We start from the raw sequence: 6,882 nt of genomic DNA, 5'->3' as shown, positions 1-6,882 counted from the left end.
TGTACTCACCCTCTCGGGCTTTCCTCCGGGCGCTTCCCTTCGGTCTTGCGTTTCCGACTCTATCAGACCGTTTTCCGATCCGATTTCCTCGGTGCCTTCCAGGTTCCCGCTTTCGCGTTTCCCTTTCCGGCGTTTCCGACTCTATCAGATCCTTTCGGCCCTGATTCCCTGTCGGCGGGATTTGCCGAGGCTTTCGGGCTTTCGCTCGTCGGCCTTTCGACATTCACTACGTTAGCCGATTTCCCTGTCGGCTCATAATCGAGCCGGTGAGTTCGAATTCGGGCATGCGGACACGCCGAAATCCGCCTCGCGAGAGGATTCGTTGTAGTGGGTTGGCCGCTCCGGCTGCAGGCGATCGCCGTACCCGGTTCAGCGGCTCGGGCCACGTTACGCGCCTCGTAGGGGGCGAGTCAACTTCGGCGGCGCCGTGGCACGTGGGCCCGGTAGGGGCTGACCGTCGGGTCGTCCGCGACCCAGTAACGCCAGGGGTGGACGCCGCCCTCGCCGGCCACGCCGGTGCGCGGGCCGTTGCGTACCTGGTCGCGCGGCACGGGGGCGCCGGTCAGGATGCGCAGCGGGGTTTCCTCGGTGGTGCACGCGTCCGTGCCGTTCAGCGCGCGGTCCACGCCGAGGGCGGTGGCCAGGCGGGCCGGCCCCTTGGCCAGTTCCTTGTCATTGCGGGCCGAGAGCCGACGGGTGCGGGCCAGCTCGGCGCCCTCGATGATCTCGCCGGCGCGGAGCAGCACGGCGCTCGCCCTGCCCTCGGGACCGCAGACCAGGTTCATGCAGAACCACATGCCGTAGGTGAAGTAGACGTACACGTGTCCGGGGGGACCGAACATCACGTCGTTGCGGGGTGTGCGGCCTCGGTAGGCATGCGAGCCGGGGTCGTTCTCACCGTCGTAGGCCTCGACCTCCGTCAGGCGGAGGGCGATCGGACCGTCCGGGGTGTTCCGCAGGAGGATGCGGCCCAGGAGCTCGGGGGCCACCTCGAGGATGGGGCGGTCGAAGAATTCCCGGGGCAGGGGCGTACGGTCGGGGCTCGCGATCATGCCGTCCGAGCGTAACGCAGGCGGGTGGTTCGCAGGGGTGGTCAGCGGGCGCCCGGCCTTGTCAGGGTGAGGGGCGCGGAACCGGTCGCGGCCGGATCGCGTTTCTACGGACCAAGGGTTCACACACAGCCTGGAGAGGGAGAGACATGGCGTTCAAGAAGCTGCTCGCGAGCCTGGGGGCCGGCGGTGCTTCGGTGGAGACCGTACTGAGTGAGGTCAACGTCGTTCCGGGCGGTGTCGTCCAGGGTGAGGTGCGAATCCAGGGCGGTTCGGTCGACCAGCAGATCGAGGGTCTGTCGGTCGGTCTGCAGGCCAAGGTCGAGGTGGAGAGCGGCGACCAGGAGTACAAGCAGGACATCGAGTTCACGAAGGTGCGGCTCGGCGGTGCCTTCGAGCTCAAGGCGAACGCGGTGCACGTGGTGCCGTTCGGGCTGGAGATCCCGTGGGAAACGCCGGTCACGATGATCGACGGGCAGGCGCTGCGCGGGATGAACATCGGGGTCACGACCGAGCTGGAGATCGCTCGTGCCGTGGACTCCGGTGACCTGGACGCGATCAACGTGCACCCGCTGCCGGCGCAGAAGGCGATCCTGGACGCGTTCATCCAGCTGGGCTTCCGCTTCAAGAGCGCGGACATGGAGCGCGGTCACATCCGGGGTACGCGGCAGAAGCTGCCCTTCTACCAGGAGATCGAGTTCTTCCCGCCGCAGCAGTACCGGGGGCTGAACCAGGTCGAGCTGAGCTTCGTGGCCGACGCGCAGGCGATGGACGTCGTGCTGGAGATGGACAAGAAGCCGGGCCTGTTCAGCGAGGGCAGCGACACGTTCCGGTCGTTCAAGGTGGGGCTGAACGACTACCAGGGGACCGACTGGACGGCGTACCTCAACCAGTGGCTGTCCGAGGTCGGCAGCAAGCGGAACTGGTTCTAGTGGTTCTAGGCTCGGTCATCTCTGCACCAAACGATCAGGAGGTACCGAGGTGACCGAGCTCAAGCGGCGTCCGCTCCCCCATGACTTCCACCCGCCCGTGCCGTCGTTCACGGTCACGAGCGACGACGTCCAGGAGGGGGCGACGCTCAAGGAGGGTCAGGTCCACGCGGCCGGCAACACTTCTCCGCACCTGCGGTGGGAGGGCTTCCCCGCCGAGACCAAGAGCTTCGCCGTGACGTGCTACGACCCGGACGCCCCGACGGGCAGCGGTTTCTGGCACTGGGTGGTGTTCGACATCCCGGCCTCGGTGACCGAGCTGCCGGTGGGTGCGGGCAGCGGCACGTTCGAGGGGCTGCCGAAGAGCGCCGTACAGGCGCGCAACGACTACGGCAGCAAGGACTTCGGCGGTGCCGCGCCGCCGGCCGGCGACGGCCCGCACCGTTATGTCTTCACGGTGTACGCCGTGGACGAGGAGAAGCTCGGCCCGGACGCCGATGCGACGCCCGCCGTCGTGGGCTTCAACCTGCGGTTCCACACGATCGCGCGTGCCCAGCTCGTCGGTGAGTACGAGGTGCCCGCCGACAGCTGAGCAACCGAGCGTTCATGGAACGTTTGCCCGCCTCTGGTCTTGGAAGTGATCAGGGGCGGGCATTTTTGTTGCCGGGGGCCTTGGAGGGGATGCGGGGACGGCCCTCGTGGTGAGCGGCGGATATTGCGTTGTCCATCCCGGCGTGCCCGGCCAGAGTTGATCCCAGCCCGCCAGGGGGTGGGCCGGTGCACACGGGAGGTGGGCTGGTATGCGGGACACGCTGGTGCTGAACGCGAGCTTCGAGCCGCTGTCGACGGTGACGCTGAATCGAGCCGTCGTTCTGGTGCTCCAGGACAAGGCCGTCGTCGAGCAGGCCCACCCCGAACTGCGGATGCGCGGAGCCGCGCTGGACATACCGGCGCCCCGGGTGATCAGGCTGTGCCAATACGTGCGGGTGCCCTTCCGAAGACGTGCGCCGTGGTCGAGGCGGGGCGTGCTGGTCCGGGACCGGCACCGGTGCGCGTACTGCGGCCGGCGGGCGACGACCGTGGACCACGTGGTGCCGAGGTCGCACGGCGGGCAGGACACGTGGCTGAACACGGTGGCGTCCTGCGCGGAGGACAATCACCGCAAGGCGAACCGGACGCCGGAGCAGGCGGGCATGCCGCTGCTGAGGACGCCGTTCGAGCCGACGCCGGCCGACGCGATGTTGCTGGCGCTGGCCCGGGACGACCTCGAGGCGCTGCCGGAATGGCTGGTGCTGGACGCGGCGTGACGGCCCCGCCGTAGCGGCTTTTGGTGCCCGGCCGCGGACTGTGTGCGGCAGGTCGCGCCCACGCGGCGGAGCGGCATATCGACACAGCCCCGCGCCCCGTACGGGGCGCGGGTGTTGCCCGCTGTTCAGAAGGCGCCGTCAGTCGATGCTCGGCTTTTCGCGGCGTTCCTGGGCCGGGACCGAGGCGCCTGTGTTGCTGCCGCCGTTGCCCGAACCGCCGCCCAGGCCGCCGAAGTTGCCCATGGCGCCGGACAGGCCCTTGAGGGCGTCGCCGATCTCGCTGGGGACGATCCAGAGCTTGTTGGCGTCGCCCTCGGCGATCTTCGGGAGCATCTGGAGGTACTGGTAGGAGAGCAGCTTCTGGTCCGGGTCGCCGGCGTGGATCGCCTCGAAGACCGTGCGGACGGCCTGGGCCTCGCCCTCGGCACGCAGGGCGGCGGCCTTGGCCTCGCCTTCGGCGCGCAGGATCTGGGACTGCTTCTCGCCCTCGGCGCGCAGGATCTCGGACTGCCGGACACCTTCGGCCTGGAGGATCGCGGCGCGCTTGTCCCGGTCGGCGCGCATCTGCTTCTCCATCGAGTCCTGGATGGAGGTGGGCGGTTCGATGGCCTTGAGCTCCACGCGGTTGACGCGGATGCCCCACTTGCCGGTGGCCTCGTCGAGGACGCCGCGCAGGGCCGCGTTGATCTCCTCACGGGAGGTCAGGGTCCGCTCGAGGTCCATGCCACCGATGATGTTGCGCAGGGTGGTGACGGTGAGCTGTTCGATCGCCTGGATGTAGCTGGCCACTTCGTACGTCGCGGCGCGGGCGTCGGTCACCTGGTAGTAGATGACGGTGTCGATGTTGACGACCAGGTTGTCCTGGGTGATCACCGGCTGCGGCGGGAAGGGGACGACCTGTTCGCGCAGGTCGATGCGGTTGCGGATGGTGTCGATGAACGGGACGACGATGTTCAGTCCCGCGTTCAGCGTCCGCGTGTAGCGGCCGAAGCGCTCGACGATGGCGGCACTGGCCTGTGGGATGACCTGGATGGTCTTGATCAGGGCGATGAAGACCAACACCACCAGGATGATCAGTACGATGATGACCGGTTGCATCGTGGCTCCGCGTACCCTTCTCCGCCTGAAGATCTTGCTGGTCGAGTCTGACAGACCGTCGCATGCCACGGGGCACGTTCGGGCCACTTGCGTCGGGCCGGTCACATGATGATCGCGGTGGCCCCCTCGATGTCCACGACGTCCACTTCCTGGCCGGCTTCGTAGGCGCGGCCGGTGTCGAGTGCGCGTGCCGACCAGACCTCGCCGGCGAGTTTGATCCGGCCGCCGTTGCCGTCGACCCGCTCCAGCACGACGGCCTGTCTGCCCTTCAGGGCGTCGACGCCGGTGGCGAGTTGGGGCCGTTGGGAGCGGTGCCGGGCGGCGATGGGCCGTACGACGGCGATGAGGGCGACCGAGACGATGACGAAGACGAGTACCTGGACGACGACGTCGGCCCCGATGCCGGAGGCGACGGCGGCCGCGACCGCGCCGACGGCGAGCATCCCGAACTCCGGCATCGCGGTCACGACGAGCGGAATTCCGAGCGCTGCCGCGGCGACGAGCCACCACACCCATGCGTCGATGTCGTTCACGTGGTCATGGTAGGTCCGTGACACGTGCCGGGGACAGGGCGCACAAGGGGCGGTCAGGACAGGGGGAGCCCCTGTGCGGTCCAACGGTCGCCGACCTGCTCCACGACGAGCGGGAGGCCGAAGCAGAGGGACAGGTTGCGGGAGGTGAGTTCGAGTTCCAGGGGGCCCGCGGCCAGGACCTTGCCCTGGCGGATCATCAGGACGTGGGTGAAGCCCGGCGCGATCTCCTCGACATGGTGGGTGACCATGATCATCGAGGGGGCGATGGGGTCGCGGGCGAGGCGGCCGAGGCGGCGGACGAGGTCCTCGCGGCCGCCGAGGTCGAGGCCGGCGGCCGGCTCGTCCAGGAGCAGCAGCTCGGGGTCGGTCATCAGGGCGCGGGCGATCAGCGTGCGCTTGCGCTCGCCCTCGGAGAGGGTGCCGAACCGGCGGTCCAGGTACTCCGTCATGCCGAGGCGGTCGAGGAAGGCGCGGGCGCGCAGCTCGTCGACGTCCTCGTACTCCTCCTGCCAGCCGGCGGTCATGCCATAGGCGGCGGTCAGCACGGTCTGCAGGACGGTCTGGCGCCTGGGCAGCTTGTCGGCCATGGCGATGCCGGCCATGCCGATGCGCGGGCGGAGCTCGAAGACGTCGGTGCCGGGCTTGCCGAGGGTCTCGCCGAGGATGGTGGCGGTGCCCTGGCTGGGGTAGAGGTAGCTGGACGCGACGTTGAGGAGGGTGGTCTTGCCGGCGCCGTTGGGGCCGAGGATGACCCAGCGCTCGCCCTCCTTGACCGACCAGGAGACCTGGTCCACCAGAGCCCGGCCCTCGCGGACCACGGATACGTCCTGAAGCTCCAGAACATCGCTCATGAGCGCAGTGTCTCCCCTTGCAGTGTGGCCGGTCTCGGCTGTCGCGTACGCCTGTGGCTGGGGCCGCCGCGCCGGTGGGCGCAGGCCCTCCAGGAAATCTACGCCACCGGTCGGCTTCGCTGTTCCATCGGTCCGGTCCTTAGGGTGGGGGCATGCTCTCGGAACCACGCGCAGGGCGCCTTGCCGCCTGGGGAAATGCCCTTATTGCCGGACTCGTCTCGCCGGATGACGCCGCGGTCGCGATCGTCGGCGAGGACGCGGTGCATCGGGTGGAGGGGTTGCCCGGTGAGGCGGGGCCGGTCGGTCTCACGCTGGCGCTCGGGCGGTTGCGGGCGCTCGGGGCGACCGGGCTGCGGGTCGCGCTGCCCGCGCCGGGGCATCCGCTGGGGCTGAGCGGTCCGCCGGAGTTCAACGCGCGGGCGCTGGAGGCCGAGGAGGCGGTGGTCTGTCACGGGGCGGCGCTGGGGCTGGTGCCGGAGGTGTCCGAGGCCGGGCCGTCGGGTGATGTGCACGTCGAGGTCGTCTGGCACTGCCTGCCGGTGCGGGAGGCTCCGCCGGCGGACGTGCCGTCGCTCGGGGAGGCGGAGCGGGAGCTGGCGGAGGCGCTGCGGGACGCGACGGAGGTGTTGACGCGGCTGGACGTCGCCGGGTCGGGGCCGGTGGCGGAGGCGGCGGTCGCGGCGTACCGGGCGCGGGCGGAGCGGGGGCGGGAGGTGCTGGCGCCGGGGTATCCGCCGCGGGCGGTGCGGGTGCTGGAGTTGGCGCAGCGGGTGGGGGCGTTGGTGGCGCTGGCGTACGAGAACGGGCACGGGGGTGCGGTGAGCGCGTCGGAGATGGCGGCGCGGGGTGAGGCGCTGCGGCCGGTGGAGCGGACGGCTCGGCGGGCGCAGGTCGCGGCGTACAACTCCGTTGTGGAGGAGCGGGAGCGGTGACGTCCCTGGGTGGGGGTGCCCGGCGTTGGTGTGGTGCGGGCTTGGGGTGCGCGGCCCGGCGCTGACGGGGTGCCTCCCCCAGAGGGGGCCCCAGCGCCCACCCATGCCGCCCCAGCGGCACGACTGCCCGCAGGCTAGGTGAGCTGGGTGGGGCGCGGCACGACTGTCCGCAGGCTGGCTGGG

General features: G+C 70.0%; 9 protein-coding genes. 5 read left to right on the top strand and 4 right to left on the bottom strand.

Translation table 11 applies throughout. The features are described from left to right. Positions 1 to 258, top strand: a 258-nt coding sequence (locus ACIRG6_RS32435) for a hypothetical protein (protein WP_403325232.1), incomplete at its 5' end; no start/stop codon positions are given. Positions 259 to 410: 152 nt separating this feature from the next. Here the strand turns inward: ACIRG6_RS32435 and ACIRG6_RS32430 are convergent. Further along, a complete protein-coding gene (locus ACIRG6_RS32430; protein WP_364686643.1) occupies positions 411 to 1,052 on the bottom strand; it encodes a DNA-3-methyladenine glycosylase in 642 nt (213 codons plus the stop codon). A 146-nt stretch (positions 1,053 to 1,198) separates the two neighbouring features. On the opposite strand from ACIRG6_RS32430, the gene ACIRG6_RS32425 reads away from it, so the two are divergent. The 3 genes from ACIRG6_RS32425 (at position 1,199) to ACIRG6_RS32415 (ending at position 3,285) form a co-directional block, all read left to right on the top strand. Next, complete coding sequence (locus tag ACIRG6_RS32425; RefSeq protein ID WP_403325230.1) at positions 1,199 to 1,981, top strand: sporulation protein; 783 nt, start codon at positions 1,199 to 1,201, stop codon at positions 1,979 to 1,981. 49 nt (positions 1,982 to 2,030) lie between these two features. Beyond that, the gene (locus ACIRG6_RS32420; protein ID WP_403325228.1) at positions 2,031 to 2,570 is read left to right on the top strand and encodes a YbhB/YbcL family Raf kinase inhibitor-like protein; all 540 of its coding nucleotides are present in this window, start codon (positions 2,031 to 2,033) and stop codon (positions 2,568 to 2,570) included. Positions 2,571 to 2,778: 208 nt separating this feature from the next. Then, positions 2,779 to 3,285 carry an HNH endonuclease gene (locus ACIRG6_RS32415; protein WP_225637237.1) on the top strand — a complete coding sequence of 169 codons (507 nt, stop codon included), beginning with the start codon at positions 2,779 to 2,781 and terminating at the stop codon, positions 3,283 to 3,285. A 138-nt stretch (positions 3,286 to 3,423) separates the two neighbouring features. On the opposite strand, the gene ACIRG6_RS32410 is transcribed toward ACIRG6_RS32415, so the two are convergent. The 3 genes from ACIRG6_RS32410 to ACIRG6_RS32400 all read right to left on the bottom strand — a co-directional run bounded on the left by ACIRG6_RS32410 (position 3,424) and on the right by ACIRG6_RS32400 (position 5,767). Further along, complete coding sequence (locus ACIRG6_RS32410) at positions 3,424 to 4,383, bottom strand: SPFH domain-containing protein (RefSeq protein ID WP_318217974.1); 960 nt, start codon at positions 4,381 to 4,383, stop codon at positions 3,424 to 3,426. A gap of 101 nt (positions 4,384 to 4,484) precedes the next feature. Then, the gene (locus ACIRG6_RS32405; RefSeq protein WP_239771070.1) at positions 4,485 to 4,916 is read right to left on the bottom strand and encodes an NfeD family protein; all 432 of its coding nucleotides are present in this window, start codon (positions 4,914 to 4,916) and stop codon (positions 4,485 to 4,487) included. A 53-nt stretch (positions 4,917 to 4,969) separates the two neighbouring features. Beyond that, positions 4,970 to 5,767 carry an ABC transporter ATP-binding protein gene (locus ACIRG6_RS32400; RefSeq protein WP_364686654.1) on the bottom strand — a complete coding sequence of 266 codons (798 nt, stop codon included), beginning with the start codon at positions 5,765 to 5,767 and terminating at the stop codon, positions 4,970 to 4,972. Between the two features lie 152 nt (positions 5,768 to 5,919). On the opposite strand from ACIRG6_RS32400, the gene ACIRG6_RS32395 reads away from it, so the two are divergent. Then, positions 5,920 to 6,699 carry a hypothetical protein gene (locus tag ACIRG6_RS32395; protein WP_364686657.1) on the top strand — a complete coding sequence of 260 codons (780 nt, stop codon included), beginning with the start codon at positions 5,920 to 5,922 and terminating at the stop codon, positions 6,697 to 6,699. The last annotated feature ends 183 nt before the right edge of the window (positions 6,700 to 6,882 follow it).

The sequence above is a fragment of the Streptomyces flaveolus genome, from assembly GCF_044765825.1.
GTDB classification, from domain to species: domain Bacteria; phylum Actinomycetota; class Actinomycetes; order Streptomycetales; family Streptomycetaceae; genus Streptomyces; species Streptomyces flaveolus.
This window is presented reverse-complemented; position numbering and strand designations above follow the sequence as displayed.